General features: G+C 38.9%; 29 protein-coding genes. 23 read left to right on the top strand and 6 right to left on the bottom strand.

The window, feature by feature from the left end:
* Positions 1-8: 8 nt before the first annotated feature.
* The 3 genes from V7K41_RS15585 to V7K41_RS15575 all read right to left on the bottom strand — a co-directional run bounded on the left by V7K41_RS15585 (position 9) and on the right by V7K41_RS15575 (position 3,981).
* Complete coding sequence (locus V7K41_RS15585; protein ID WP_334849522.1) at positions 9-1,613, bottom strand: PQQ-dependent sugar dehydrogenase; 1,605 nt, start codon at positions 1,611-1,613, stop codon at positions 9-11.
* 425 nt (positions 1,614-2,038) lie between these two features.
* The gene (locus V7K41_RS15580; protein ID WP_334849521.1) at positions 2,039-2,923 is read right to left on the bottom strand and encodes an aspartoacylase; all 885 of its coding nucleotides are present in this window, start codon (positions 2,921-2,923) and stop codon (positions 2,039-2,041) included.
* Positions 2,920-3,981, bottom strand: a complete 1,062-nt coding sequence (locus tag V7K41_RS15575) for a glutathione S-transferase family protein (RefSeq protein WP_334849519.1) — start codon at positions 3,979-3,981, stop codon at positions 2,920-2,922. The genes V7K41_RS15580 and V7K41_RS15575 overlap by 4 nt, the downstream gene beginning before the upstream one ends.
* 403 nt (positions 3,982-4,384) lie before the next feature.
* Between V7K41_RS15575 and V7K41_RS15570 the strand changes: the two genes are divergently transcribed.
* Positions 4,385-4,939 carry a hemerythrin HHE cation-binding protein gene (locus V7K41_RS15570; RefSeq protein WP_334849517.1) on the top strand — a complete coding sequence of 185 codons (555 nt, stop codon included), beginning with the start codon at positions 4,385-4,387 and terminating at the stop codon, positions 4,937-4,939.
* Between the two features lie 47 nt (positions 4,940-4,986).
* On the opposite strand, the gene V7K41_RS15565 is transcribed toward V7K41_RS15570, so the two are convergent.
* The 3 genes from V7K41_RS15565 to V7K41_RS15555 all read right to left on the bottom strand — a co-directional run bounded on the left by V7K41_RS15565 (position 4,987) and on the right by V7K41_RS15555 (position 5,821).
* A complete protein-coding gene (locus V7K41_RS15565) occupies positions 4,987-5,142 on the bottom strand; it encodes a hypothetical protein (RefSeq protein ID WP_334849515.1) in 156 nt (51 codons plus the stop codon).
* Positions 5,143-5,151: 9 nt separating this feature from the next.
* Positions 5,152-5,298, bottom strand: coding sequence for a DNA cytosine methyltransferase (locus V7K41_RS15560; RefSeq protein WP_334849513.1), 147 nt, complete (start codon positions 5,296-5,298; stop codon positions 5,152-5,154).
* A 397-nt stretch (positions 5,299-5,695) separates the two neighbouring features.
* Positions 5,696-5,821, bottom strand: a complete 126-nt coding sequence (locus V7K41_RS15555; protein ID WP_334849511.1) for a hypothetical protein — start codon at positions 5,819-5,821, stop codon at positions 5,696-5,698.
* 717 nt (positions 5,822-6,538) lie between these two features.
* Between V7K41_RS15555 and V7K41_RS15550 the strand changes: the two genes are divergently transcribed.
* The 22 genes from V7K41_RS15550 to V7K41_RS15445 all read left to right on the top strand — a co-directional run bounded on the left by V7K41_RS15550 (position 6,539) and on the right by V7K41_RS15445 (position 26,057).
* Positions 6,539-7,060, top strand: coding sequence for a hypothetical protein (locus tag V7K41_RS15550; protein WP_334849509.1), 522 nt, complete (start codon positions 6,539-6,541; stop codon positions 7,058-7,060).
* Positions 7,024-7,947, top strand: a complete 924-nt coding sequence (locus V7K41_RS15545) for a phage tail sheath C-terminal domain-containing protein (protein WP_334849507.1) — start codon at positions 7,024-7,026, stop codon at positions 7,945-7,947. Before V7K41_RS15550 ends, V7K41_RS15545 begins: the two co-directional genes overlap by 37 nt.
* 90 nt (positions 7,948-8,037) lie before the next feature.
* Entirely contained in the window at positions 8,038-8,544 is a 507-nt protein-coding gene (locus V7K41_RS15540; protein WP_334849506.1) for a hypothetical protein, read from the top strand.
* Positions 8,544-8,894 (top strand): hypothetical protein, encoded by a 351-nt coding sequence (locus V7K41_RS15535; protein WP_334849504.1) that lies wholly within the window; start codon positions 8,544-8,546, stop codon positions 8,892-8,894. Before V7K41_RS15540 ends, V7K41_RS15535 begins: the two co-directional genes overlap by 1 nt.
* 135 nt (positions 8,895-9,029) lie before the next feature.
* Entirely contained in the window at positions 9,030-10,022 is a 993-nt protein-coding gene (locus V7K41_RS15530) for a hypothetical protein (RefSeq protein ID WP_334849502.1), read from the top strand.
* Between the two features lie 2 nt (positions 10,023-10,024).
* Complete coding sequence (locus V7K41_RS15525; protein ID WP_334849500.1) at positions 10,025-10,603, top strand: DNA circularization N-terminal domain-containing protein; 579 nt, start codon at positions 10,025-10,027, stop codon at positions 10,601-10,603.
* A 37-nt stretch (positions 10,604-10,640) separates the two neighbouring features.
* Complete coding sequence (locus tag V7K41_RS15520; protein ID WP_334849498.1) at positions 10,641-11,411, top strand: hypothetical protein; 771 nt, start codon at positions 10,641-10,643, stop codon at positions 11,409-11,411.
* A gap of 21 nt (positions 11,412-11,432) precedes the next feature.
* Positions 11,433-13,103: a hypothetical protein gene (locus tag V7K41_RS15515; RefSeq protein ID WP_334849497.1), complete on the top strand. Its 1,671-nt coding sequence runs from the start codon at positions 11,433-11,435 to the stop codon at positions 13,101-13,103.
* 55 nt (positions 13,104-13,158) lie between these two features.
* On the top strand, positions 13,159-14,133 hold the full coding sequence (locus tag V7K41_RS15510) for a hypothetical protein (protein ID WP_334849495.1): 975 nt from the start codon (positions 13,159-13,161) through the stop codon (positions 14,131-14,133).
* Positions 14,133-14,984, top strand: a complete 852-nt coding sequence (locus tag V7K41_RS15505) for a phage baseplate assembly protein V (RefSeq protein WP_334849493.1) — start codon at positions 14,133-14,135, stop codon at positions 14,982-14,984. Before V7K41_RS15510 ends, V7K41_RS15505 begins: the two co-directional genes overlap by 1 nt.
* A 57-nt stretch (positions 14,985-15,041) precedes the next feature.
* Entirely contained in the window at positions 15,042-15,740 is a 699-nt protein-coding gene (locus V7K41_RS15500; RefSeq protein ID WP_334849491.1) for a hypothetical protein, read from the top strand.
* 7 nt (positions 15,741-15,747) lie between these two features.
* Positions 15,748-16,191 carry a GPW/gp25 family protein gene (locus V7K41_RS15495; RefSeq protein WP_334849489.1) on the top strand — a complete coding sequence of 148 codons (444 nt, stop codon included), beginning with the start codon at positions 15,748-15,750 and terminating at the stop codon, positions 16,189-16,191.
* Between the two features lie 24 nt (positions 16,192-16,215).
* On the top strand, positions 16,216-18,813 hold the full coding sequence (locus V7K41_RS15490; RefSeq protein WP_334849488.1) for a baseplate J/gp47 family protein: 2,598 nt from the start codon (positions 16,216-16,218) through the stop codon (positions 18,811-18,813).
* Positions 18,814-18,845: 32 nt separating this feature from the next.
* On the top strand, positions 18,846-20,819 hold the full coding sequence (locus V7K41_RS15485) for a hypothetical protein (RefSeq protein WP_334849486.1): 1,974 nt from the start codon (positions 18,846-18,848) through the stop codon (positions 20,817-20,819).
* 39 nt (positions 20,820-20,858) lie between these two features.
* Positions 20,859-21,377 (top strand): hypothetical protein, encoded by a 519-nt coding sequence (locus V7K41_RS15480; RefSeq protein ID WP_334849484.1) that lies wholly within the window; start codon positions 20,859-20,861, stop codon positions 21,375-21,377.
* Between the two features lie 12 nt (positions 21,378-21,389).
* Positions 21,390-22,379: a hypothetical protein gene (locus tag V7K41_RS15475; protein ID WP_334849483.1), complete on the top strand. Its 990-nt coding sequence runs from the start codon at positions 21,390-21,392 to the stop codon at positions 22,377-22,379.
* A gap of 132 nt (positions 22,380-22,511) precedes the next feature.
* Entirely contained in the window at positions 22,512-22,712 is a 201-nt protein-coding gene (locus V7K41_RS15470; RefSeq protein ID WP_334849482.1) for a hypothetical protein, read from the top strand.
* A gap of 19 nt (positions 22,713-22,731) precedes the next feature.
* Positions 22,732-22,950, top strand: coding sequence for a hypothetical protein (locus V7K41_RS15465; RefSeq protein WP_334849481.1), 219 nt, complete (start codon positions 22,732-22,734; stop codon positions 22,948-22,950).
* A gap of 2 nt (positions 22,951-22,952) precedes the next feature.
* The gene (locus V7K41_RS15460; RefSeq protein WP_334849479.1) at positions 22,953-23,723 is read left to right on the top strand and encodes a hypothetical protein; all 771 of its coding nucleotides are present in this window, start codon (positions 22,953-22,955) and stop codon (positions 23,721-23,723) included.
* 340 nt (positions 23,724-24,063) lie between these two features.
* Positions 24,064-25,038 carry a 2-hydroxyacid dehydrogenase gene (locus tag V7K41_RS15455; protein ID WP_334849477.1) on the top strand — a complete coding sequence of 325 codons (975 nt, stop codon included), beginning with the start codon at positions 24,064-24,066 and terminating at the stop codon, positions 25,036-25,038.
* A gap of 273 nt (positions 25,039-25,311) precedes the next feature.
* Positions 25,312-25,464: a hypothetical protein gene (locus tag V7K41_RS15450; protein WP_334849619.1), complete on the top strand. Its 153-nt coding sequence runs from the start codon at positions 25,312-25,314 to the stop codon at positions 25,462-25,464.
* 41 nt (positions 25,465-25,505) lie between these two features.
* Positions 25,506-26,057, top strand: coding sequence for a hypothetical protein (locus V7K41_RS15445; protein WP_334849475.1), 552 nt, complete (start codon positions 25,506-25,508; stop codon positions 26,055-26,057).
* Positions 26,058-26,606 lie beyond the last annotated feature (549 nt).

Raw genomic sequence — 26,606 nt, 5'->3', positions numbered from 1 at the left:
GAGTGGTGCTACTTGACCTCTATAAATGAGATGATATTATCAAGGCCATTTCCAAGGGATTTATAATCACCACCAGTATAGTCACCGCATAAACCACCAGTTTCATGTTGGCACACACGTACCTCTGTACCCGATGGTACACTTAATGAACTAATAGTGTCATTACCAACAATATTTAAGTCACCTCGGTTTGCTTTGTATACTCCTGGAGTTGTAGGAAAAAACTGGGAAATTCCACCAAAGTTAGGGTCTCTGTAGACCTTAACCTGTTGTGACGGCGTGTAGGAAAGCTTATAGATAGTGCCGCTGTAGTCATCCGAAATTAACAAATTACCTTGCCCATCTACTACCATATCCACGGGTCGCCCCCAGGTTTCTTGCGTTGCTGGGACTACCCAACCGGTGACTAAATCTATCTCCTGCTCTGGGGTCTTTGTCGTACTGTTCCAGGGAAAGTAAGCTATTTTATAGCCCGTTTTCTTCTGCCGATTCCATGAACCATGCAGCCCTGTTACTACCCCATTTGAGTATAGGCTGGGAAAGTTGGTATTTTGTAAGAATGTTAGTCCCAAGGGAGCTGAATGGGCTTGGATACCTTTGCTAATCCTGTCCATTGCATTACAAATAACCTTTCCATCACCATTGAACTGATAGTCCCAGTTAAATGGCATATTGTTGAGGCCGTTTGACGTGTCAGGATTGGGATTGCAGAATGGCCAACCGTAGTTACCGCCATCTCGGACTTTCGTGAACTCTTCTGGTGGGTGGTTGTCTACGTAGGAGGGGATAACCTTACCGTAATTGTTACTGCTATCTTTGAAGGGATAGGCGATGTTATCTCGATTATTAACGACTACCCAAAGGTCATTTGTGCCAGGTAAGAATGCTAACCCTTCAGCATTACGTAAACCTTGGGCAAAAAGTCGCTGATTGGTTCCATTAGCGTTGTACTGGTAAATTGCACCACGTTTTGGAGTACTGACAGTATCTTCTTTACAGGCATTGCACGTAGAGGCGATCGACACGTAGAGCTTGTGGTTGGCATCAAGTGCGATATTTTTCAGTTCGTGACCATAAGCGCCTTTGAGTTCCTGTGTGCTGCTGTCTGGTAAGCCAGTTACAACGATTTGACGGTTTTTCGCAATTAAGTCTCCAGAGTTGTAGATGAAGCGGTTAATTTGATGAGTCTCAGAGATATAAATGTATGTGGTGTTGTCAATCTTATGAAACACAATGTCATGTGGTTTGCGTAGACCCGTCACGAAGTCAGAAATAATTGGGTCTTTGCTGCCATTTGGCCGGACGATTAACACTTTACCGGAACTGGGCTGTGATACTAGAAGATCCCCATTGGGAGCAAGTGCCATAAAGCGAGCTTTGTTTATGCGAACATAAACAGAGACGGAGAAATTGGGCGGCACTTTCAAGTAACGGTTAGTATTAAAGGGCGCAGAGGTCATTGTACTAGGCACTTTCAGCTTGGTTTCAACAGACGCAGCAGGCGGTTGACCGATCGCTGCGGTGGTAAGAACCTCTAAGGACATCAAACTAATTAGCGATGCGGATAGTATGCGTCCGAGCATCTGTGTTGGTTTTAGAGTAAATGCAACCATTTTGAACTTCCCTCTAGCTTGGTAGTGATCTATATTACACATAATTCTCGGCTAGCCGATTTACCGAGAGTCTCAACAAAGCTAACTCAGAGGTATTATTTTTTTTTAACACTTAAAATATCTTTATCTACTGCTATTTTTTCTAACTCATCAAAAAATGGGTGAACCAGAGTTATAAAAAAGGCAGAGCGATCGCATTTACAAACCAAAAGAGTCCTCAAGCTACCCAGATCAGAAACCATTGTGCAAAGGGTCTTTACAGCGTTACTTCTTAATCAATGTGATGGAGGGGAGAGGTTGCTTTACTCAAATGCGGGGTGGGGTTCTTTATTTTTGATTTATGCAAGAGGTCTAATGATTTGGATGTTCAATTTCTATGATCACTTCCAATTAAAAGCAATTATCCAAAAATTTTTATCCACATCTTAGATGTTGATTTGCTGCCTCTGGGTCAAACACATGGCAATTCCCTTTTCGTAGTAAGCTGCCTCATTAATAAAAATTGGCCAAACAGTAGATGCACCTTCATAAACAATTGTTTTATCGTCAAAATTTATAAAAACTGGATCTCCTGGGTTCAAGGCTTGATAATCCTTATCCTGAAGCTCTGGATGAATCATTCCAAAGATTGTACCATCCGGTTTTTTTGGGTAATCTACAACTGATAAATGGTCATAGAGAATCAACGTTTCGTTATTTGATGGACTTTTACCCTGGTTAAACTGTTCTAGGTAGTCCAGAAGAGCGCGAACAAGTTCCTCTGTTTGTTGGAACAGCGTCGCTTTTAAGAGTCCTTGGGCAATTGGGCCAACCTCGAACGCAAAGCCTAATTGGCACAGAGAATTTACAAATGGGTTTTCTGCAATTGATTTAAAAGAGCAGCGATAAACCCTAACTAAAGGATTAAGCTGGCTCAGATAAGCAGCCAATTTTAAGTTTAAAGTATGACTGTTATCAAGAATAATTGTCAGACCCATATTAGCTGTACTGCTGTGTAAGTCTAAGATGAAATCTGCTTGTTTATCCCCATTTAATGCTAGGGTATCCTGAATTAATTTAGCCTGCAACTCTTCGTAACTATTCAGAGTCGGATTTTGTAAATCTTGCTTGAGAAAACAGCGATTTAAATCCTTGTCTACATATCGTCTTCCTGTGGCAAAAGCATTGGGATTTGCTAACAGAGTGATTGTCTCAAAACTTGGTCTAGTAATTAAATCGGGAAACTGGGCAAATTTCTGGATTAGGTAGGCTCCTGTAAACTCATTGCCATGAGTTCCACCGACAATTGCAACCCGATTAATCTGATTCATGAAGCATTCACCTTGCCAATGCGATCGCGATCGTGTGGTTGATTAAGATAGGACATATCAGGGCCGTTGGGAATAATTCCGCCGGGGTTGAGTGGGAATAGGTTCCCGTAGTAGTCCCGCTTTACGGTTTCTACGTCGCAAGTGTCAGCTACACCCGGAAGCTGATACAAGTCACGTAAATAAGCTCCGAGATTCTGATAGTCTCGAATTCGCTGCTTATTACATTTAAACAACCCATAGTAGGCACTATCAAACCGAAATAATGTGGTGAATAAACGCACATCTGCAAGTGTAAGATGTTCGCCGCAGAGATAGCGATTAGTCTGCAATGCAAGTTCAATCTCATCGAGAGTTGCGAACAGTTCATTGCAGGCTTGATTGTATGCTTCTTGAGTTTGGGCAAAGCCACAGCGATACACACCGTTATTTACCGCGTGGTAAATCTTTTCATTCCACCAGTCAATTTTTTCTTTAAGTTCTTCTGGGTAAAGATTTAACGTCGGATTGTTGGCGAACCCGTTAAACTCAGAGTTCAGCATGACGATAATCTCTGAACTCTCATTATTGACGATAGTTTTTGTTTGGTTATCCCATAGTACTGGTACTGTAGAGCGACCACTGTAACCGGGTTCTGCCAGCTGATAAAATTCAGCCAGTGTGCGACAACCTTCTTCTTCTTGGTTAAATATCCAACCGCCTTCAATGGGAGAAGGAGAGACGACACATACTGATATTACCGCTTCGAGTTTTTTGAGCGATCGCACAACCAAGGTTCGATGTGCCCAAGGACAGCCCAGCCCAACATAGAGTTTGTAGCGCCCCGTTGCTGGTGGGTGTGAATTCCCTTCGTCTGTGCCGATGAACTTGCGAAACTGGCTATTAGGACGAATATATGCTCCCGACTGATTGCGAGGAGCAAGATTTGACATCATTATTTGCCACATACTCGTCCAGACAAACTTTCCCAGCCAGATAATTAGCTTGGGAGGAAGCGACTTGCCCTTGCCTTTCTTCTTTGGGGGATTTTTATCGTCATCCATTGGAGTTGAGTTAGTCATGGCGACAATCTTGCTTTGGGAGCGATCGAAGTTACTGCTGTATATACTATTAAATTTATAGTCGGTAAGTTTTCATACCTACACGCACCTTGAGATTTCTTACTTTAACTTTACTACGCTTTGCCTGAACTGTTGGATCTATATTGTAGATACCGATATCGCCTTAACGCTTCTTTTTGCACGGATTATCAAAAATTAAAAATAGTTGATTCTGTTTCCTGACTTTTCACGGGATGTGGAAAGGGGAGATTAGTTCGCGAATGGCATTCGCGAACTAATCTCCAATAAAAATTGATATAAATCTTTCTGAGGAGGGACGGACTGACTCAAACCTCACGAGAATATGGAAAAAGTGAGTTTGCTTGTCATAACCGATAAAACCTGTAGTCTGGAGTTAATAATAATGACCGATGTGACAAATATAGCGACTAAGCTTGCCGATCTAAAACTTTTTCAGAATGTTCTGTTGGAAAGTGAGCAAAAGTTAATAGCACAGACGGACGACAATACGATTTGTGAGCGGCTCGAAGGAATGATAAAGAGCGATCGCGAAAATCTCGGCATCATCGAAGCAGCTATTTCTAGATACGGCAACGCAGCAGAACCTCGCGACATTACTACTCAACATGCCCAGAAGGTAAGCCAAATGATGAGTGGTTCCGAGCTAACTCTGTATGACAAGTACTTACAGCTCGAGTTGCTAAAGCATCAACAGACAATGACCGGGCTAGTTCTACACAAGGTTGCCCAGTCCTTGAATGATGACCTTCAAAATTTGATGGAACCGCTCAACCGAGTTAATTTTGAAAATCGGGCTCACCAAGAGATTCTTAAAGGTGTTCTTTACTTCGTCGGAACGCGAGAGATAGCCGGGAAGGAACCTGACATGGGTCTGTGGGCTAGCATTGAACAGGGAATTGCAGCCCTTAAGGGTGCTGTAAGCAGCGCGGTAAGCTAGTAGCAATGAGTGGCAGAGGGCGCGTCATTCATGGGATATCAACCGCCTCAAGAATGGCTCCCCTGCGGTTCATCTGCTCTACGGTGACAAACTGCGGGTTCATTTGTAGCCAGAAATTGTTCTACGACTTGCTGTTGTTTGAGCAGTAGATGAGAATCGGGCATCATGGGGATTAATGGAGCGATACCTTTGGCACACTCCATGAACCCCGCCTACCATCCGATATGGCCAGATGTGGGTGGTAGTGAGATAGCACTCTCTGTGCTAGCTACTAGAACTAAACGCCGCCGCGCTTGGGGTAGTCCGAAATCTGCAATGTTAACGACGCTGTAATTAATAAAGTATCCCAGAGACTCCAAAGCATTCAGGATGATGGAAAAACTTTCAGTAGACCGAAAAGTTCTGCGATCGCTGTGTGATGAACACCTGCCTAAGTATAATTTTGTTTAACATTTGTGATTTTAAGTACCATTTTTGAATGATTTAGTTTACCAAGATGCCCGGAATAATAACTAATCAAGCGGACATGATATCAAAGAGATAGTATTGAGAATACTACAATTTATCTAGTCTGGCATTATCTCAGCCGTTTAAAAAGAAGCTCTAGACAAGTTTTTTCTCATCTATTTACCCTCAAACAAATGCTTGAATTTTTACGTCAAGCCGTAGACCGTAACTATGGGCTAGCTTGCGAAGTTTGTTTACCACCTAGCTAATTTTGGTTGTTTTTTGGAGCTAAATTATAAGCTAATCTTATCATTTAGCTTTGACAATCAGCTTTGTTACATTCCGCCAAAAACGGTATCGTACACTACTATTTTTTAGCGATCGCAAAACTTTTCGGTCTACTGAAGTTAACTGTATATTTAGCGTATTTGGCATAACCGTGCCAAAAGGGACAAGGAAAGATACTAACCTATATCTATGTCATTGTGAAATCTTCTTTAGTTTTTATTAGTAAATAAGATGCGTTTGCCCTGTTCTATTACTACTTCTTCTCATTAAGTCTCTTAACTTTTTCATCAATTTTAGTTCTTATGTACTACTTTCTCAGCTTTTTGTTGATGTGTAACAGTTAGGGTGCGGAAGGTGAGTAATAACACTTTATTTGACATCTATTTAAAAAAGGAGTTATAAACTAAAAAGCTAATTGCTGTCAGAAACACTTACAAATTACTAAATTCTACATTTGCGAGATATTTTACGTAAAACTACTGAACTTTTTTCTTTTAAAAACAGGTATCATGCCTCAGTCAACATAATACTTGCCAGTCTTACTAGCAGTACAAGTCTAAAACTCAATTATTTTCAAAGGGCTTTTAGCTTTTGATCGGCCATAACTGCATCAGTTTATTAGTTTGATGCTGTACCTAATTACGAGCAACTACAATTAACCAGCTATAGCTGTGTACCTCAATATCTATCAGAGGAAATTTATAAGCTAAAATATTCCATTCTCCTTTACTGAGCTTCTCAGTTTGGCTGAGAAAATGGGATCAATAATATGGTGGTGGGTAATGTCAATTTTTTTATTAACATCCTTATAGGTGAAGCTTTTAAGGATTTAGGGCAAAATTTTTACTAATATTAGGATTAGGCATGGTAGAAACTATTTTACCAGGTACTTATATTACAGTACTTGATGAAGGTTTGATTAGTGCAGGTAGCATCGCTTCAGGTAACATTGGGATTGTGGGTACTGCGGGGAAAGGCCCTGTAGATGAGGTAAAAATTATCAGCAGCTTTTCTGAGGCTAAGGAAATTTTTGGTGAGAGCAATACATGGGAGGGTGGGAATAAAAATGAATTGACGCTAATCAGAGCTTTAGAACTAATTTTCAACAATGGTGGGCAGACTGTTTATGCAATTCGCACTGCAAAAACTTCTGCTCCAGCATCCTATCAACTGAAAGATGGGGCAAGTAATTTGTTGAAATTAGAGGCAAAGACACCAGGACAATGGGGAAATAGTATCAAAATAAAAATCAGTACACCGGAGGGAGGAGTTCCGCAACTAAAAAACTTGAATTGTTTTACGGTAGCGTGCAAAAAACTTATATTGTTGAACAAGGTAAGATTGAGAACTTGCAAAAAACAATTAATGACAATTCAGGATTGGTGATTGGTAATGAGTTGGGTAAGACTTTAAATAATAAACTACCGAGCAATACAGACTTAGACACAGGTAATCCATTTAGTGGTGGTAATGATGGTGCAGATGCTGGCAAAGAGGCATATCAAACCAGTCTAGCTCTACTAGAAAACGAAATAATTAATATCCTACTGTTAGCTGGTCAAGATAATTCTGTTGATTGGCTCAAAGAAGTGATTGAGGGACATCTCAAGATTACAGCCAACACTAAGCGAGAACGGATTGCAATTGTTGGTAGTGGGTTTGAAAATGGTAAAGATAACCTAGACACGATCGCTAAACACACATTCAACAGTGATCGCATAATTTTCACTGCACCTGGTATTCAAGTTACAGGTAAAAATCAAACAGATAAATTACCAGGTAGTTATTTAGCAGCAGCCGTAGCTGGATTGATTGCGTCTTTACCAGTACAAGCAAGCCCTACCAATAAAACCCTCAGCCTGGGTGGTTTGTCTAGCGTATTTAATACCGCCCAATTAGAGAAATTAGTCAGTAACAGAGTCTTAGCTGTAGAAAAGCGGGATGGCTTCCGCGTTGTCAAAGGTATTACCACCAATGACGGGGCATGGCGACAGATCACTACTAGAAGAATTGTAGATTATGCAATTTATGGAGTGCGTTCTGCCTGTAATCCCTACATTGGCAAATTGAATAATGAGCGAGTACGTGGTGCAATGAAAGCCACTATTGATGCCTTTCTCAGCCGTATGGTAAATGATGAAGCTTTGGTGGGTTATGAATTGAGTGTTTCGGCTACTAGAAGACAAGAAATTGATGGTGAAGCGATTGTGGCTCTGACTCTAAAACCAACCTTTAGCATCGATTTCATCAAAGTAACTATGTACCTTGGTTAATCATTAGTCATTAGTCATTAGTTTTTCTCCTCTGCTTTTCTGCTTCCTCATCCCCCTCATATCCTTATTCCCATGCAAAGGAAATAAATCATGCCAAATGTGAATATATTTCGAGGTTCTGATGCCTCTTTAGTGCTGGCTGTTGATGATAGTTCTTCAGAAGAAGGCAAACTTGCTAATGGTTTGATTGACAAATATGAACTCTCTAGTATTGTCGGACGATTACAAAATGTTCAGGTAAAGGTAGAAAATGATTTGAAGCCTTATCATGAACTGGGTAAACGTTTTGCCACAGAATTACGCCCTGGAAATATTAGTGTTTTTGGTTACGTCGAACGCGCTCATATTAATGGGGCGTTAATTAAGCTATTGTTAGGAGATGGGGCAACAAGTCCACCACCTACAGGTGCGATCGCTCAACCTAGTTTTAACATTGTGATTAAACTGAATAACCCAGCTATACCCGCCAGTAGTAGCACTCTCACAGTCTTTGGTGTCAAATTTGAATCGTGGAGTTTCGCTCTACCGGAAGATGATTTTGTCATGGAGTCTGTGACGTTTAAAGCTTTGCGAATTAGTTCTGAGGAGACAGGTTGATGCAATTAACTCCAGAAGATTTATTGATAGGTGCATCTATTACCTTTGATGTGGTGATTTCCCCTAGCGTTCTACATCCTGGTAATAATCAATTACCAATAAATGAACCTCAACCAGATTTGGTTGTACAATTGCGCCCTTTAACTATCGGTACATTTCAGTTAATTATGAAAGCAGCTAGAAATGATACTGCACTAATTCCTTTACTGATGATTAAAGAATCTTTGGTACAGCCTGCGATGTCCTTGGAGCAAGTAAAACAATTACACTTAGGTTTGGTAATTTTTTTAATTCAACATATCCGCGAAATTAGCGGTTTGACAGAAAAAAAAATTCAATTAGTGGTTTAGAAAACTCAGCATTACTGCAAGCAGCATATATTTTTGCGCGTGAGTTTGGATGGACTCCCCAACAAGTTCAAGCTATGACTATGGCACAAATCTCTGTTTATATGCAGATGCTTACACAGGAGGCTCGTAGGAAAGATGAAAAAGGAATTGATCGCTCTTGGTAAAGTCCTACAATGCGACTTTGAAGATTTAGTCAATCAACAGGTTGTAGGTTGGCTAACTAACGATTTTCTCATGAACGCAGATTTGCAACCATTAACAGAACTAGATGCTGCATTGTCTGCGTTTTGGGAAATTAACGATCAATTTGCACTCCTAGAAACATCGCTGACTTCTGGCTTTATACCTGGGGAGTCGTCAGAGGAGGTGGGGACTAGTGAGACAGGGCTGCGGGAGGGTTTCCCTTCGCAGGCGACTGCGAACCCGGAGGGGGACTGGGGGCTGGGGACTGGGGATTTCCCCCTTGGGGGGGATAAAGAGGGGACTGGGATTTTTACTCCGCAGGGGGTACGCCCTACTACGGGTAACAGAAGTCAGCAATTTGAGGTAAAAAATCAAACTCAATCTGAAAGGCGACCGCTTTTGGGACTCAAAGAGTTAGCGAATTTTCTAGCCTCCGAACCTTATAGTAATGATTCTGACAGTGTGAACAGCCAAGCCGCACCAGCAATTGAGATATCCCAACAACCTGATACCCCTAGACCCTCTCTCAACTCCGTAATTGAGACAGCATCTACAACTGCGTTTAGCAGTCAAGATTCTGGCTACTGGGAAGGAATAGAGGCGCAAAATTGGGTAGTGAGGTCTAATTTAATACCAAAATCTATAATTGAGGCTGATGATTCCAGCTTTGAGAGCGATGGTGTGGTGGGTTATCCAGCCAGTAGCCAGACAGTGCAGCATCTAAAACCTTTTACGAGTCAACAAATCAGCAAAGGTAATGTGTTGTCTAAGTCTTCCTTCAGCCAAGAACAACATCAAGAGAACTATTCACAAGAAAATCCTACAACCAAGCATGAAACAAATTTCTTTTCTCAGCCTCTTAATCAAAAGATAGAAATAGATTTGATTTTCGAGGCGATCGCTCAAGAAATTAATCGTGAGTATCGCAGATTTTATGGGTGCTAACTATGACGATAGAGATAGGCGGTATCAAACTGAATCGGGTGCATCGCATTGTCACCTTAGAAACAGCAGATTTGATTTTACATCGCATTCCTGGTAAAGCGGGAAATATGATCCAGGATTTGGGACGTGACTCGGTGCGCTTGCAAATTAACGGCATTTTTTATGGTGCGGCTAACGCTAGTAAAGATTTAGAGGCGTTACGAAAAATTTACAAGCAACGAGAAGCAGTAGATTTGGTGGCGGAAATTGTTGGACAAGCCTATTTTAGCCAAGTCATTATCGAACAATTTGAGATATTCCAAGTAGCTGGAGAACCAGAACAGTTTAGTTATCAACTAGCGATCGCTGAATCACCAATTAAGACAACAGCAACAGCAACTACTAATTTAGACGGAGGGATTCAGGTAGAAGCTAGCAATTTAATCGATGTCGCCATAATTCCTGATGTATTGGCTCTTGGTTATTTACCAGAAATTACTAACCCGATTGAACCATTAAAAGGTGCGTTAGAGCCTGTCAAAGCTGCAACTGAAAATCTTGTTACAGCTACAGCAGGATTAAAAGCTATTTTTGGTTTTTAGTTCTATTCCTATAAAGTATTTTGAATTTTGAATTAATATGGCACTCTCAATTTTAGACAGCTTAAAAGAAATTGATCCTAAAGTTACCTTTGCGGATTCACAAAATCAGTTTACGCAAGCTGAAGGTATAGCTTCATCCCTGAATCAACCTCTACCTAATATTGGTACTTTTAAAGATAGTCTCAACTTTCCCCAGGTTTCATTAGGTAACGTTACTGATACAATTTCCGCCGTTCCTGTATCTGCTGACGAATTGAAAGCAGCAGTAAGTGGAAAAATCGATAAAATTAAAGACATCAATTTAGAAAGTTTGCAAGCGGCTATTCCTGAAACACCTACTGCCGACAATTTTAAAGATTTTGATGTCAAATCTCTTAACTCCACAATTTCTAGTTTGAGTCAAGAATTGACTGGTGGTTTAAGTATAAGCAATGTACCACCTGCGGCTCAAAATGTTTTCGGAGAATTTGAGGAATTTGTCAATAAAGCGAGTATGTTACCTGCTCGCATGTTGGACGCATTATTAAAGGTATTTAAAAAACTTTTAGACAAACTATCAAATCCTGAAGATTTGCTCAGTCAAATCGGCCCGAATGTATTAACAGATATTTTCAAGGGGCAAATTAATAATTTAAATCCAGGAAATTTAGTAAAAGAATTTATTGGCCCTTACATAGATAGTTTAGTCAGCAAACTAAACGATTACAAGCCTTCTAAAATACTCCAGCCTGTTAAGGATTTATATCAAGAATTGCTGGTAAAACTAGATGTGCTTAATCCTAAACAGTTGCTCGATAAGTTAGAATAACTATACAATAAACTGCTGGATGTGATTAAATCTTTCTCGCCTAAACCAATCACAGAATTTTTAGATGTACAGCTAAAAATTGTTACAGAACAATTGGATAAGTTACCTGTTGAGGCTTTAGTAAATAAGGTGACAGAAGGACTCAGCCAATTAGATAAACTTATGGCTAGTTTGGGTTTAGGTGATGTGTTGAAATTAGAGTTTTGGAAAAATTTAGAAGAGATATTGAGTTTCAGTGTAGCAGATAAAATTAAAGGTCTTGAAGAAATTCGCGATCGACTGGTTGCTAAAGTAAATGCAGTAGATACACAGGAGTTAAGTGAAGAGTGGACAAAATTGCAAGATGCGATCGCTACCTATGTAAATAATCCGCTAGAGGCAATAAATATCACTATAATTACAACAGCAACTACTGGTTACACGGCTAGCCTGACTACTCTAAAAACCAAATATGCAGCCAAAAAAGCAGAGTTAGAGAAGTTTCAGCCAGATATAGAGATATTAGTAGATTACCGGGATGTGCGATCGCGCCTAGAGAAACTATACACCAACTTTACAGCCACCGAGCCAACACCGTTACAACCGCCAGATATTTTAACTCAACTGCAAACCATCGTTGCAGAGACAGAAAGACTGCAAGGAACTCAAACACAACGCAACAAGTTATTGCAAACTGCTAACGCCAAAACCCCTGCACAGTTGCTAGCTGATTTCAAACAGGTAATACCCAATGAGTTAAACCAACAAATTATCAATCCCATCAAGGAAATTCTCACCGCAATTGATAATTTGCTGGTTCAACCTCGCAGTGTTTTAGATGAAATTAAAAAAGTTATCAAAGCTGTAGAAGAAGCACCAAGTAAACTGCTCAGGATTCTCACTGATTTAGCCAGAACTATGGGCGATAAAATCAGAGATGCAATTACAGCAGTGAAGCAAAAAATCAATCTCTTGGGTTCGGAAGTCATTAAAGCATTGGAACAAACATATCAAGTGATTGTCAAAACTGTAGAATCACTCAGTCCCCGGCGGATATTAAATTCTTTTGATGCTAGTAATTTTACCAATATCAATAGTTTGATTCAAAAATTACGCGAACCCAAAGATAAAGTCTCAGAATATATCAGTTCTAAATTACCGAGTAACACCAAGTTGCTATTAGCTAGTGATTCGTCAGGGAGAAACACCGCCGTCATTACCGCTTTGAATGAACTACTACTTGACCCGCAATTTTACAGTGCAGACCGCTTTGAAGGTGTGAAGCTAACAAGCAATGCTAACTTGCTCATTCAGAATAAAGCATCCCTATCACCTGGAGATATACTTTATCTCAACCGCCTATTATTAGAGGCTGCATATCCTGGAACAATTGTCATGAATTTGGAAGCAATTTTTCCCTATTTTAAGGATAAATTGGCTGAGATTTACCCTGAAGCTGTAGTGGAGAAGCTAGATATTTTACATCAAAAGATTTTACAACTCATTACAGACATTCCTCAAGCATTAGGAGATTCGTTAAATGAGCAATATGACAAAAAAGTTTTGCAAAAAACTCAGAAATTGCGAGCTAGTATAGATAACATTTTTAAGGCTCTCAGGGCGAGATTAGCCGGGTTAAAAAGTGAGTTAGATATTGGTTTGGAAGATGTGGGAGATGCTTTTGACAGGTTGATTAATGCTTTACCTGTTTAGTTTGGGGACTAGGATGTTACTCAGCGCTTTCAACCCAAAGAGGAGGTGAAAAATAATGTTGAAGGTTAGTTACAAAGTTAAAATTGATCAACTTAATTATACAGACAGTGATAAGAGCCAAGTGATTGATTTGCGATCGCACTCATCATTGAATATCCCTGTTAATAGTTGTCGGATTATCTTAGGGATACCTAAAGATTTGACAATTAATTTAGAAGACTCGATATCGGTAGAGTTAGGTGATGACAAAACCCAGAGTTTAGTGTTTACAGGTAAAGTTAATAGCGTTGATTGGGGAATTGATAGCGTTATTATCTATGCTGATAGTAGTTTTAAAAGCTTAACCACGGCTCGATTGAATGTTCTGTTTGAAAAACCTAGTGCGGGCGATATTATCAAAGATATTGTCCAGAGTCGACTGAAATTGCCAGTCGCTAAGATTGAAGATGGACTAAAATTTTCAGTCTATACATTAGGCGATCGCTATCCAGTTTACGACCAACTCCAGCATTTAGCTAGACAGTGCGGTTTTGATTTTTACGCCGACACAGAAGACAAAGCCGTATTTGCTCAATATAACGCCACTACCACCCATGAATGCAAGTATGGCGAAGACATCCTCACTTACACCTTAGATCAAGTTAACAAAACTATTACTGGCGTGGAAATTTACGGCGAAAGTCCCGCAAGCCAAGGACAAGGTGAACAGGCTTACTCCTGGCTGACTAAAAAAGAAGTCAAAGGAACGGCCGGAAGCAATTCCGCCATGATGCTGCGACTAGCTGATCCTACAGCTAGAACTCAGCAAGTAGCTAACAAAATTGCTGCCGCAGTTTTGCAAAACTTACCGCAAAAACCAAGGGGTACATTGAAAGTTTTAGGAAACCCTAAAGTCAAATTAGGCGACGTAATCCAAGTTACTCAAATGCCTATTAGTCAGCAAAACGGTAAATTCAAAATTACCGGAGTAGTTCACACCCTCAACCGCCGTAGCGGATTTTGTACCCTCATTAATTGGGAGCAAGTCTGATGGAATCTATTGTTGGAGTCATGAAAAAAGTTGCTGAACACGAAATCAGCAAAATTTACACTACTGAGTTAGCAATTGTAACAGCAGTATTTCCCCATGCCGCAGAAGATGATAAAGATAATTATCAATGTTCTGTCAAGCTGAAAAATAAAAAGCAACCAGATGGAAAAAATTTTGAATTACGAAAAGTACCTGTTACCACATCCCATCTTGGATTAGTAAATATTCCCAACGTAGGCGATTTAGTATTAGTCACATTTATAGGGGGCGATATCAACGCCCCTGTGATTATTGGACGACTTTATAATGATGAAGACTTGCCTCCTATCAACAAAGTAAAAGAATTTATATTACAGCATAATCTGAAAGGTGGAGGTAGCTTTAAAATTGATGGTGAAGGTGTGATTACAGTTACCAGTAAGAATGAAAAAAATTTAGTTACAGTTGATGATAATCAGATTGATATTCAAACAGAAAAATGTAATATAAAGGTAGAATCAGCAGACATTAATATCAAAAATGAAACCTGTAATGTAGGGCTTTCAGGCAGTAACATCACTATTAATAATGGCAGTTGCAAAATAACAGTAGAAGGCGGCGGAATTACTATTGATGCTGCTAGTAATAATGTCACCGTCAAAAGCATGGGTAACATTGCCATTGGTGATGCGACGACAACTTCGGTAAAGGTAGGCGGACGTATGGCTGCAAATGCAGTCGGAGACAACGATGATATTATTCTCAGCACCCATACTCATGTAGGTAATCTTGGCGCACCCTGTCCAATTATGATTCCCACTGAGAAAATAAATTCCATTCAAGCAAAAGCAAGAAATACTAAAGTCGGCTAATTAGAAGGAAAAATTTCCCCCAATTCCCAATTATCAATTCCCAAAATAAAAAAATATATGGTTAGAATCAAAGGCGCAAATAGTGATTATGTATATACAGGCAACCCCAAAGCATTAATTGAGGAACAAAAAGATGCTGATTCACTTTATTTAAAAATATTCATTTGTCCCTATGATATGCCAAGTCATGTAGAACCAAATGATGGAGAAGTTTGTCAAGGAACAGATGCCGAATGTCCTCATGGCGAAAATAGTTTTGGTCATGCTTTAATTTGTTTGCATGAAAAAGATGGCATTTCTCTAGTTACTAATAATCAAATTACTGCTCACGGAAGTTTTGTAGTTAAACCTGAAAATAGCCAAGAATTATTTAAAGTCGAGCCACAAGGTACAACCATTCAAGGTGTTTTAGATTTTAATGGTGGTTTGAGATTAAGTCATGATGAGAGAGAGCTAAGTAAAGCAGTTATTTTAGAAATTGCAGACAACACATCTTTGATAATAAAAAGTCAAGCAGTCCAGGATGTTGTCTTAGAAATTTCAGATAAATGTATCTCAATGCAAATGAGTAATGGAGCCAAAATCAATATTAATGAGCGAGGGGATATTGAATTATCACCTAGCAATAAAGGCAAAGTAAAAATCAATGGTGATTTGGAAGTCACAGGAGAAATAAAAACAGGGAATGACAAGTTAGATATGTTTTATGAAATCCAAAATGCTCACAAAATATTAACAACTCAAAACATATCATGAATAACTAATGACTAATGACTTCAATCAAATTGATATATTGCTAACAAGATGCAAATCTGGACAATTCTTATCTGATCGAGAATTAGTAGATTTACAACCTACTAATCGAGATTTAGCTACTGTCAAAGGATTAGATAATTTGGCACAGGCAATTATCAATCGTTTGATGACTCGTCAGGGTGAATTGGTAGCTTTGGGACATCCTAATTATGGTTCTCGACTGCATAAGTTAGTAGGAGAACAAAATAACCAGCGATCGCAGGCATTGGCGGAACTTTACATTAGAGAATGTCTAGCACAAGAATCCAGAATTGCTGAAGTTTTGGAAATAATTTTTGCCAACCCTAAAACAGTGTTTGAACGGAATACCCTCAAAATCACCATCAATCTCAAACCTGTGGGGACTGACACCTCTTCACCTCTGAGTATTGCATTGAATCTGAATCTTTAAAATTATTGGGCTAAAGGATGAAAAATGGTATTTGAACGCAAGGATTTTGCTCAAATATTTCAGGCGATGCGCGATCGCAGTTTGCCAAATTTGACTGACTTTCAAGAAGGTAGCGTAGTGCGGACGATGTTCGAGTCTTTCGCCTACGAAATGGCCCTGCTATATGCACAGATGGAAAAAGTCTATCTCTCAGCCTATGTTGACACCGCTGAGGGGGTGCAGTTAGAACAAGTAGTTGCGATTCTGGGAATTAAGCGCGGTGAACCAGACTTTGCTACCGGGAAAGTCGCATTTATTCGAGATATCGGTATTGATGAAAATATTGTGATTCCCATCGGTACACTGATCGCTACCAGCGAAGATACGCCCGAATCTCCCAAAAAAGTCTATAAAACCATCGAAGCACAAACCCTTACTAGAGACATAAAAGCTATTGATGTCAGAGTGCAAGCTGTGCAGCACGGTGAAAGCCAAAAAACCGATGCGGAAACTATCACAGTCATGCCCCAGCCAATTACAGGAGTAAAATCTGTAATTAATCAAGAGGCTATTTTATTTACTGGAAAACGCCAAGAAACAGACAAAGAATTACGAGATCGCGCTAAAAAAACTCTGCTGGCTGCTAGTGGCGCAAATACTACAGCAATTGAACAGGCTTTAATTAGTTTACCGGGTGTTAAACAAGTACAAGTGCGGGAAAACTTCCACAAAGCTAGAGGTGAAGTCACTCTAAATATAGATGGTAATTCTCAAACAGTGATAATTCCCAAAGATACAGAAATAAAAATCGGACAAAACAGCTTTAAAACCACAGAAAAAGTTACTATTAACAATAGTAGCCCTGTGAAAGTAAATGTTCATTCAGTAGTAGATGGACAAGCAGGAGAACTTCTACAAGCCACTAATAAGCCTACTATTAATAATATTCAAAATATTTCTATACAAGCAATTAATCACCAACAAATTGTCTTAAAAGACTTTGGCATTATTGAAGTATTTGTTGATGGCATTGACTTTAGGGACACCGGAAAAGTTAGTGAGTTAAATCAAGAGATTGAGAGAGTTAGAGCCGCAGGCATTTATGTCATTCTTAAACAAGCACTTACTGTAACTATTAATGGGGTATTTAAAATTGAATTAGTCAATGGTTTAAAACTACCCAAGCCAGAAATAATCAAATTAGAAGAGGAAATTCAAAAAGTTATTAAGTCTCACATTATTAAACAGGCTATGGGGCAACCGTTGCTAATATCTCAGTTTACCAGGCAAGTTTTAGAGATTAACGGAGTGAATGACATAGCCGATTTTATCCTAGAGGTAAAGCGCAAAGAAGATACAGAAAAATATCAAGCCTCCGATAAGCCTGTTAAACAATTATTAGTAGATGTCTTAGAAAAATTTACTCCTGGTTATATCAGAGTAGCTACAGAAATTAAACCCTTAATCGTCAATCTAGATATTTGTTTACAGTCCGAAAATTTAACTGCTAACGTTAGCTATGAAAGACTACAAGCAGAAATTAAAGAAAAAATTGTTGCTTATTTTGACAGCCATAGTTTGCAAATAAACAAAAGGCAGCTTGAGGCGGAGATTACTAAAATTAGTTTGGTTAAGATTGACAAAATTGAGATTAATCTCAAACCAAAATTTTGGCAGCCTGGACTTACTTTTAATGGAGATGCGATCGATATTAGTTTTGTGGAAAAAGCCGAGGTTGGTAATTTATTTATATATAATAAAATCTTGGAAATTACCGGAGCTTTTAAATTAACTTTACCACCCACTTATCAGTTAAAAGAAAAGCAGGAAATTTACAAAACAGTTAGAACTAAGTTGGAAGAATATCTAGCAAATTTGCAGCCTGAAGAAAAAGTTAAAATTGAAGAATTAGTTAGATTTGCAAAATCTGTAGACAATGTGCTAGATGTCACTTGGAAGATTGATGATTTTCAGGTGCAATTAGATAAAAAAATCGAAACAGATAGAATTGATAATCAGGAAATCCGTGTAGACAAATTAGAAAAACCACGGTTAGCAGATGCCTTTGCTATTAACAGTGATATCGTAGTAGTTAATGTTGAAGTTACCGCAATTACGTTTAAGTTGAGTATTATTGGTGCAGTCTTTGAAGACATTAATAAAGATAAACTAAAACAGCTAATGCAGCAGGCGATCGCTAATATTTTTAATCATAGCAACCTAATGCAAAATTTACCAAAATTATCAGTAGGACAAAATTTAGACTATGCCCAAATTAAAGTTAATCTACTAGTTTTAATCCGCGATCAAGTCAGACTGATTACTGCTCAGAATATTGTAGATTTAATCACTGAGCAAATCACCACCGCAGATAAACAAAAACTCGCAGATTTAACAATCCAGTATCTTAGAAACAGCGATTACAACATTGCAAAACTTAATTTGCAATCTCCAAATATCACCTTACCTACAGGAGACATCTTAATTCGTTCTCTAGAACGCGCTCAAATGTTACCTATCTCTAAAAATAAAGTCACTGTAGAAATTGACATTCCACCAACAACTACAATACTACAACCAGATGTACAAAACGTGATTGATCAAGGCAAAGCCACAGGCTCGCGCATACCCCCAGCTAAATAAATTGATTAATTATTTACAATGAAATACCTGAGATGTCAGAAGAAAAACGCGGTAAAACTATTAGCATCACAAATCGGCTACCAAGTTTCTATGATGCAGAAAACGTAGAAAGTTTACTCTACAAATTTGTCGATATATTTGGCTATATTCTGGAACAAGGAGAAAGCGACTTATTAAAAGTCATGCGATCGCACTTTGTGGATACAGCCGATAATCAAGGTTCTCAAGGGTTTGTTGCCAACAAAAAGGGAGACTTAGACCAAATTTTTATCCTGTATTTAGAAGCTTTGGGTGGTACTTCCCAACTCATGCAGGCGAACTACAAATTTTATCCTGGTTCTATTAGAAATATTTCCCTATTTGCTAAAACCATCCAAGAAGGTAAAGATGCTTTATCCCGTTATTTAAGGCAAGAAAACCGCGATATCTTAAAACGCTTTCATATTTCTCGCGCCCAATTCAATATCAAAGCTTTCAAAAATGCAGCCGCCTTAGCAATTAAAATCCTGATTGCTGAAAATGACTTGAGTAAATATCTTAAAAATCAACTTTCTTTAGATACATTGCAAATTTTAGAGAAATATGACGGTTCCCAAAGATTTTTAGAAGATAAATCACAGGGCATCACTCTATATAAACTACTAGAAAGAGAACTAAATCAGCAGCTAATCAATCCTTATTTTTACCGTAAAAATCGCAAAATATTTGATAAATTACTCATTAAAGAACAGGTAAAACAGTTAATTAAACAACAGCCCACTGGAGAAAATTTACAACGTCTCAACCGGATGTTGCTAGAAGCTGCTTATCCAGAAGAAATTGTCCTAAGTAATATTCCTAGCGAACAAGAAGTAGAACAAACTCTCATTAATTCTCTTAATAATTGCCTCAATCAACCAGAATTACTCAATGCAATTATTAAAAGCAGTATCCCTAACTATTATCAAGATAAACCATTAGAAATTCAAAACCGTATTCTACTGACCACCGCTTATCCCAATCATATTGAAAATATTTATGCACCGTATCGAGAACGGCTCAAAGGATTGATTCAAATTTTACGTCGGGGTGCTGCGACTAAACAAGGTATTATCGATATTGTTGCTGCTAATCTTGGTATTGTTGGTAATGATGTAGCAGCGCAGGACGCGAGAAATCAAATTCAATTTATTGAATTTATGCCCGAACTAACTTGGGTGCGTCCAGAAGGAGCCTCGAAATCAACTCTTAGCTATACCTATCCCCTAGCATTATTCCAAAATTTTGAAGTCCAAAATCCCAATCGTCAAGAAGAAGACGTAGAAATTCGTATTCAAGTATTAAGTAACTTACCTGTAGAAGCGTTAGTTAATCCGACTATTATCAATATTAATAGTCAATATAAAGTTACATTTACTGGAGAATTAAAACCAGGAGATGTGCTACTCTTTAGAGGGCAAACAGCTTCTTTAAACGGTCAAGTATTTTCGATTTCAGAAGCGACACCAAAATTACCTCAAAATAATTCTGAGTGGAGATTTACAGCAGACATTAAAAACTCTGCTGCCTATCCTGTAGGTTTATATAATCAGCAAAATTTTGATACTGCTACTTTTGCCTTTGCTGAAGCTGCAATCAATTTAGAAATGAGACTATATAAACTCACTCCGGGAGTATTTGAAGTAAAAATACCTTGGGATATTCCTGGTTTTACCGATAAATTTGATGAATCTGAGAACCATCCCCGGAATCAAATTTCAGGGATTGTTGATAAAGTGAAAGCAGCAGGTGTACTAGCAATTATTACTTACGAAAAAGCCATTACCGAAATTCACGACTATGAAGATTATTTAACTATAGTGCGATCGCCTTTTCAGGAAGAACACCTGAGTGAAGAAATTAATTTTACTGTGGGCAGTTATCAATTACCTTACCCGCAGGGAATGAAGCATGACATATCAGATAATCTCGTATTTTCTGGAGTCTTTGACTACACTGGCTTTGATACAAGTAATCGATTTGGATAGTATTGTCGCCACTATGAGCAACTAAAAGAGCAAAAAAATATGAAAATGTCCGATGAGTTAGATATGCAAGGAAGATTGCAAATTAAAACATTTAATCGCGATGATGAATTAATCACAGAAGTTAAAGCAAATAACTTTATTGTCTACACAGGTAGAGATTTAGTTGCCCAGCTATTTTTAGGACAAAAAATAGATCCTGTCAGATATCTAGCTGTCGGCACAGGAAATTTAGCAGTCAATCCGGTGATAGATAATAAATTACAAACCGAAGTCTTCCGTAAACAAATTAAAGCCATCGATTTATCCAAAGATTTGAGTGATACTCCTGAAGTAACTATCACCAAAGAAGGGCGAGATATTAAGCAAAAAAATCGCAAAGTTATTATTAGTGCTGACTTAGATTTTAAAGAACCAGGAGACCAGACTTATGAACTTAAGGAAGCAGGTTTATTTAATGCTGCTAAAGATGGTGGTGTGATGTATAACCGGGTGGTGTTTCCCGTCGTCACTAAAACCCCTGATTTCAAATTAACCCTTGTTTGGGAAATTATTTTTTAATAAGGATAGAAAATGGTAAATTCTAACTTCTCACCACAAGATAAAAAACCAGGCGACTTGATTTTATCTGCTGATTGGAATGCAGCGATGAGTGAGATTAAACGCCTACAACAAGCGAAAGTCAATCGTGAAGGTGCAGATACTCTCAAAGGGTCATTAACTATCCAAGAAGCCTTGAATGTGACTGGTGATGTCAAAATTTCTGGCAATCGGCTCAAAAGTGCTGATGGTTTGGGAATTGTGGAGACAAATAAAAAAGATTGGTTGCGAATTAACCCAGACGAAAATTATCCAGCGATCGCACTACATAAGCCAGTGGCGATCGTTAGTGGCGGGTTAGCAATTGGCGAATTGGGACAGCAACCTCAAGGCGTACTGAAAGTAACTCAAAGTACATACTTAGCTACCGCAGGTGGTAACGTTGGTATTGGCACGATAGATGCAAAAGCTAAACTACATATTGCCAGTGGTGATTTACGGTTAGATGCCAACCGTGAGATTTTCTTCGCGGATAATGGACAGATTAGGAGCGTAGATAATAACCATCGCATTATTTTTAGACGTTCCGAAGATAAACTGGAACTGCGAGAGTTTGGTGACATCATTTTTTCACCAGGTGCAACGGCAGGAAATGAAACAGCCAAAGTTTTTTTGAAATCAAACGGCTACCTTGGTATCGGGACAACCAGCCCAAATTTTCATCTGGAAGTGGGTAGTAGGGACACCCAAGGGACATGGAAACTCGGTATATCAGGGAAGGGATCAACCGGAAACTTTAGACAGTGGACACTACGTACAGGCGATGGAGCAACTAACACAGAAATTAACAAGCTGAGAATCAGAGATGAACAAGCAAACAGCGATCGCATTACCGTTGATGAAAATGGCAATGTCATGTTCACTGGTACAGTGACAGCAACGGCTTTTAGCGGTATCGGTGCCTTTGTAAGAGGAATGATTTTAATGTGGTCTGGAATGCCTACAGAGATTCCTCAGGGGTAGCAACTTTGTGATGGTGAAAATGGTACACCCGATCTGAGGAATCGGTTTATAGTAGGTGCAGGCATAGGCGACAAGTTATACAAGGTTGGGCAGACAGGGGGTAGTGATTCAGTAACCTTGACAATTGCCCAAATGCCATCACACAACCATAACTATGGTAATGAATTTAAGTATCTTATGCGAATAAATGGTCAGAATACAGTCAAAGATTTTGATTCTACATCCAACGAACCTAATCTGATAAGCGTTGCTGAAATTCAATCCCAAGGTGAAAATCAACCCCACGAAAACAGACCACCTTATTATGCTCTTTGCTTCATCATGAAATCATAATTATATTCATAATTAACCCATGAAACAACAAATCGAAAACCGCCTCCAATCCCTCAAAACTGAATTTGCGGAAGGTCAACAAGTCTTAGCTGATTTAGAAGCCAAACAAGCTAGCATTAGAGACACCTTACTCCGCATTAGTGGAGCAATTCAGGTACTAGAAGAACTCGCTAAAGCTAACAGCGAAGAAAATGGCAAAGTATATGAAGAATTAGAAGCTATCAACAAATTATCATAGCCGTGATTCAAAAATTACTCATCAAAATTAGCCAAATTCTACAAACAGAACTGGCTGGATTAATCACCCAGCCAGATAATCAGATTGTAGCTTTACCCATCACTGAAACTCAACCTCAATCACTGCCATTGATAGGCATTTATCCTAGTAAATTAGAAATTAATCAAAACTTTAAACAAAGCAGTTCCAGCCAACCAACCCTACAACAACTCCATCAAGAAATAGATAATCCACAACCCGCCGTTATCTATCAACTCGCTCAAACACCAATTAAAGGTTCAATCCTATGTCATCTCGTCATTGAAAAACAACAGAATTTGCTTCAGGAAGATACTGATTTCAATATTGATTATCAGCAAAGAACAATCAGCTTTCAAAAAAAAATAGCAAAAGTTGATAGAATCAAGCTAGATTACTCCTTCATGAGCGTATGCGTAATCCGGGAATTTACCCAAGAGTTTTTTGTAGATATCATCGACAGTAATCTAGAGAATATTGATAAATTTTTCTCGTTAATATCTGGGATTATTTTAACTAATAATGATGAATTAATTGCTGATTATAATTCGCATTTCCAAGCTAATCCCTACCGAAGTAATCAGATTATTACCAACCTCACTATTAGTTATATCCACTTTCTTAATGCTAATTATAACAATTTCACTAATCCATTTAAATCTCAATTAAAATTTCAAGTTAAAGGACAGTTAAACCTCAGTAAAACAGTGAGGGAATCTATCTTACCAATTCAAACGATTAAACTTTATTCGTAATATAAAACCCCCCACAAGGGGGTAGGGTTTCAAGGGGCGGCAATCATCGCAAAACCAAGCCACACTAAGGTTTGGGAGGTACAGACCCCCTTGAAAAATGGATAAAAATTAAGTTAAATCTGCCAAACTGTATGCGTTGCGTGTTAGCAATATTGCATCCATCAATCCCGGCGTTGCGTCCTTTGTCCGACATAAACATATCTTTGCTGCTTGATTGGAACATCACGCCTCATTTTCACAGAACAAAAACCAACTTTATCAGGTTTTGAATTTCCGCCATGATATTTTAAGGGGAAACCGATGCAAGAAGCGCCCTTTTTCCAGAAATTATTTTAAAACTATGCTTCATAAAGTCTTCGTCACTCGTCGCCTACCCATCGAATTAGAGCAACTGCGATCGCTCGCCACTGTGGAAGTTTGGCCAGAACGCCAACCCCCTCCCTACGAAATTTTACTAGAAAAAGTTAAGGAAATAGATGGTTTGCTATGTCTGCTGACTGACCAAATCGATCGCCAACTCATCGAGTCTGGGAAACTCAAAGTCATCAGTCAAATGGCGGTGGGTTACGATAACATTGACATTGCCGCCGCTACGGCACGACAAATTCCCGTCGGTCATACTCCTGGGGTGTTAACTGATGCTACCGCAGATTTTGCCTGGGCATTATTAATGGCAGCTGCCCGGCGAGTAGTGGAGGCAGATCGGTTTACTCGTGCAGGGTTGTGGCAGACTTGGGAACCAGACTTGTTGTTGGGTCCAAATGTTACGGGTGCTACCTTGGGAATTGTTGGTTTTGGGCGGATTGGTCAAGCGATCGCTCGTCGTGCCAAAGGTTTTGAAATGCGGATTTTGTATACGAGTAGGCAACGATGCAGCCCAGAATTAGAACAATCTTTAGGTGTGGAGTTTACTACGTTAGAACACTTACTGCAAGAGTCAGATTTTGTAACACTGCATACGCCATCGGCTGATGATACTTATCATCTGATTAGCGATCGCCAATTTGAGTTGATGAAGCGATCGGCTATTTTGATTAACACGGCGCGGGGAACTATTATCGATCCCGATTCTCTGTATCGCGCCCTTGCAAGTGGTCAAATCGCTGCTGCGGCTGTAGATGTCACCGAACCAGAACCGATTCCTAGTAATAGCCTATTGTTGACCTTAGAAAATCTAATTATTGCACCTCATATTGGCAGTGCCAGCCGTCAAACGCGCTCAAAAATGGCTTCAATGGCGATCGCTAATTTAATCGCTGGATTGAGAGGCGATCGTTTGGCTTATTGTGTTAACCCTGAAATTTATAATTCATAATTCATCAATGTTTTTTGATAACCCGTGCAAATTACTTTCAGAAAAACATCCTGTTACCTTTGCCAGTTGGGTTTTAGGGACTTCCAGAGAATAAATTACCCAATTTATTCAGATGATATTTTTCTTTTCCCCCTGCTCCCTGCTCCCTGCTCCCCTGCCTACACAGCGATTGATTATTTTTTTAATTGGAAGTCCCTTAGGTACACCCTTCGGGTTCGCCAGTCGCCTGCTGCAGGAGGGTTTCCCGCAACGCTGGACTCACCACAAACTTCTGTGAAAGTCCTCAAAACTGAATTGAGTATTGAACCAATTCGCGCCGATTACGTCACATTTCTACAGTTACAAGGACGCATTTTACACCTGGAATTTCAAACTAAACTAGAATCCACGCCACCCCTGCCCAAAAGGCTATATTTTAGTGTTTAATTTTAAGTTAGACAATCGGAAGTATATTTCAAGCCAAATTGATGAATAATACTCTAGCTTCTACTTTAGGAGAACTACAAACAAAAATATATTGGCTACATGATGCTGAAAAATTTGCTGAATTGGCAGAAGCAGCAACTAAAATATATATGAAACTTGAATATGACCAACAAAAAGCAGAAAATGTTGGTCATTTAATTAGTGAAGCCTATCAGTTATCTGATGATGCTGATATATCATACAAGGCTGGAGACATTGAGAAAGAAATAAAATTTTATAATCAAGTCAAAGATAAATTTATAGAGGTTGAGGCTATATTAGGTCTACAAAAAAGTATAGCCGAGCATCAAATGAAATGGTGGATTTATTTTCGCCATAAACAGAAACTTAAAGTTATATATCACCTATTCTTACAACATTTCAAACTTTTGGGCTTCCGCTATTTATTTATAGCTATACAACTAACATATTATATGTTAAGGATAGGCAAAGGTCATAATTTGCGCGATATAGAAATAACTCAAAAAAATGCTACAAAATATTGGATGCAATTATTGAAATGTAATATTACCAAATATCCATATTTAGGTTAATTTGGTATTTTGTAAAATATTCAAAGAAGCAACGCCTAGCGTCTCGTAAAGAAAGTGGTTTGATAAATTAAGCTTTTTGGCGAATTGCGTGTCAATCGTGTTTTTGTTCATATACAGCAGTTTGCAAGTAAGTAAGGTACAAAATCCAGGACTCACGCATCAGATATAAAGAGTTTCTACCTCCTGCCTCCTGCCTTAAAATCCGTAGTTTTGTACTTCATGCAAATGAAAACTGCTGTAGTTGCAGTTTATAACCCAATACCTGGATGTAGAGACGCTATTTTTCGCGTCTTGAAAGACCAATTATCTACACCAATAACCCTTAACCCAAGCGTATTGGTTTATAACCCCCCTTTAAAGTTTCTTACTCATTCTCTACGTAGTCAAGAAACTTGAAAATTGCTGTAATCCTCAAATAATATCATGTCCGGGTAAAGACTTATTATTTAGACCGCAGTTCTTGCTGGGAGCAGGGGGCAGGGAGCAGGGGGAAAGAGGCTTTTGGGATTTTTGCACAGATGCGGTAATCATAAGTGATTAACCGGACTT

It is taken from the genome of Nostoc sp. (assembly GCF_036917415.1).
Classification (GTDB): Bacteria; Cyanobacteriota; Cyanobacteriia; order Cyanobacteriales; family Nostocaceae; genus Nostoc.
The sequence above is the reverse complement of the archived record's forward strand: the minus strand, read 5'-3'. Positions and strand labels throughout refer to the sequence as shown.

Coding starts and splice junctions, on each gene's coding strand:
- V7K41_RS15585 (WP_334849522.1), bottom strand. CDS start 1,613: ATGGTTGCATTTACTCTAAAACCAACACAGATGCTCGGACGCATACTA.
- V7K41_RS15580 (WP_334849521.1), bottom strand. CDS start 2,923: ATGAATCAGATTAATCGGGTTGCAATTGTCGGTGGAACTCATGGCAAT.
- V7K41_RS15575 (WP_334849519.1), bottom strand. CDS start 3,981: ATGACTAACTCAACTCCAATGGATGACGATAAAAATCCCCCAAAGAAG.
- V7K41_RS15570 (WP_334849517.1), top strand. CDS start 4,385: ATGACCGATGTGACAAATATAGCGACTAAGCTTGCCGATCTAAAACTT.
- V7K41_RS15565 (WP_334849515.1), bottom strand. CDS start 5,142: ATGGAGTGTGCCAAAGGTATCGCTCCATTAATCCCCATGATGCCCGAT.
- V7K41_RS15555 (WP_334849511.1), bottom strand. CDS start 5,821: ATGCCAAATACGCTAAATATACAGTTAACTTCAGTAGACCGAAAAGTT.
- V7K41_RS15550 (WP_334849509.1), top strand. CDS start 6,539: ATGGTAGAAACTATTTTACCAGGTACTTATATTACAGTACTTGATGAA.
- V7K41_RS15540 (WP_334849506.1), top strand. CDS start 8,038: ATGCCAAATGTGAATATATTTCGAGGTTCTGATGCCTCTTTAGTGCTG.
- V7K41_RS15535 (WP_334849504.1), top strand. CDS start 8,544: ATGCAATTAACTCCAGAAGATTTATTGATAGGTGCATCTATTACCTTT.
- V7K41_RS15530 (WP_334849502.1), top strand. CDS start 9,030: ATGAAAAAGGAATTGATCGCTCTTGGTAAAGTCCTACAATGCGACTTT.
- V7K41_RS15525 (WP_334849500.1), top strand. CDS start 10,025: ATGACGATAGAGATAGGCGGTATCAAACTGAATCGGGTGCATCGCATT.
- V7K41_RS15520 (WP_334849498.1), top strand. CDS start 10,641: ATGGCACTCTCAATTTTAGACAGCTTAAAAGAAATTGATCCTAAAGTT.
- V7K41_RS15510 (WP_334849495.1), top strand. CDS start 13,159: ATGTTGAAGGTTAGTTACAAAGTTAAAATTGATCAACTTAATTATACA.
- V7K41_RS15505 (WP_334849493.1), top strand. CDS start 14,133: ATGGAATCTATTGTTGGAGTCATGAAAAAAGTTGCTGAACACGAAATC.
- V7K41_RS15500 (WP_334849491.1), top strand. CDS start 15,042: ATGGTTAGAATCAAAGGCGCAAATAGTGATTATGTATATACAGGCAAC.
- V7K41_RS15495 (WP_334849489.1), top strand. CDS start 15,748: ATGACTAATGACTTCAATCAAATTGATATATTGCTAACAAGATGCAAA.
- V7K41_RS15490 (WP_334849488.1), top strand. CDS start 16,216: ATGGTATTTGAACGCAAGGATTTTGCTCAAATATTTCAGGCGATGCGC.
- V7K41_RS15485 (WP_334849486.1), top strand. CDS start 18,846: ATGTCAGAAGAAAAACGCGGTAAAACTATTAGCATCACAAATCGGCTA.
- V7K41_RS15480 (WP_334849484.1), top strand. CDS start 20,859: ATGAAAATGTCCGATGAGTTAGATATGCAAGGAAGATTGCAAATTAAA.
- V7K41_RS15475 (WP_334849483.1), top strand. CDS start 21,390: ATGGTAAATTCTAACTTCTCACCACAAGATAAAAAACCAGGCGACTTG.
- V7K41_RS15470 (WP_334849482.1), top strand. CDS start 22,512: ATGCCATCACACAACCATAACTATGGTAATGAATTTAAGTATCTTATG.
- V7K41_RS15465 (WP_334849481.1), top strand. CDS start 22,732: ATGAAACAACAAATCGAAAACCGCCTCCAATCCCTCAAAACTGAATTT.
- V7K41_RS15455 (WP_334849477.1), top strand. CDS start 24,064: ATGCTTCATAAAGTCTTCGTCACTCGTCGCCTACCCATCGAATTAGAG.
- V7K41_RS15445 (WP_334849475.1), top strand. CDS start 25,506: ATGAATAATACTCTAGCTTCTACTTTAGGAGAACTACAAACAAAAATA.